General features: G+C 45.3%; 1 pseudogene. It reads left to right on the forward strand.

Going from position 1 to position 581, the window contains the following annotated elements:
• Positions 1-581: pseudogene (locus ACFIKO_RS09485) on the forward strand (DUF4815 domain-containing protein); the annotation flags it as partial.

Raw genomic sequence — 581 nt, forward strand, 5'->3', positions numbered from 1 at the left:
TTTTATTCTATGAAGGGCGCAAAGGCAGGATGGGCAGAGGCACGCTATGATGTACCACTCCTTGTGATGGATGACCGCTTAACAGCTTTTGTCATTAAAACCGATGATGCTGATCATTCTGTCTCTTTAGCAAAGCTTGGGGATTTTGATGCAGAACACCAGAGATACGTCTCGAGCCACCCTTATGTGACCGGTCCACGTTTTTCTTCTGTTAATGCTAGGAGCTGGACCGCCCATCAAGATGAGGCTTTAGCCTTTCGAGTGCTGGCGGCACGCTACACACAAACAGAAAAAACCATTGATCTTGGCACTTTTGATCTTGTTGACTGCTCTGATTTGCAAATACGCGCAGCCATTGAATTGCCTTCAAGCGATTGTTCTGTCATCTTTGAAATTGAACGAAACAATGGCACGGTTTATCAACTGCTTCCCTTTCAATTGCTAAGCCTTACTGAATATATCAGTGAAAAGGTAAAGCTTCGCGCCATTCTCAAAGGGACAGAGAAGCTCTCACCGGTTTTGTTTGCTCCTGTTCAATTGATTGCGGGGAAGATTCATAAAACGGCCACTTATGTCACCCG

The sequence above is a fragment of the Bartonella sp. TS82HLJMH genome (assembly GCF_042193495.1).
GTDB classification, from domain to species: domain Bacteria; phylum Pseudomonadota; class Alphaproteobacteria; order Rhizobiales; family Rhizobiaceae; genus Bartonella; species Bartonella grahamii.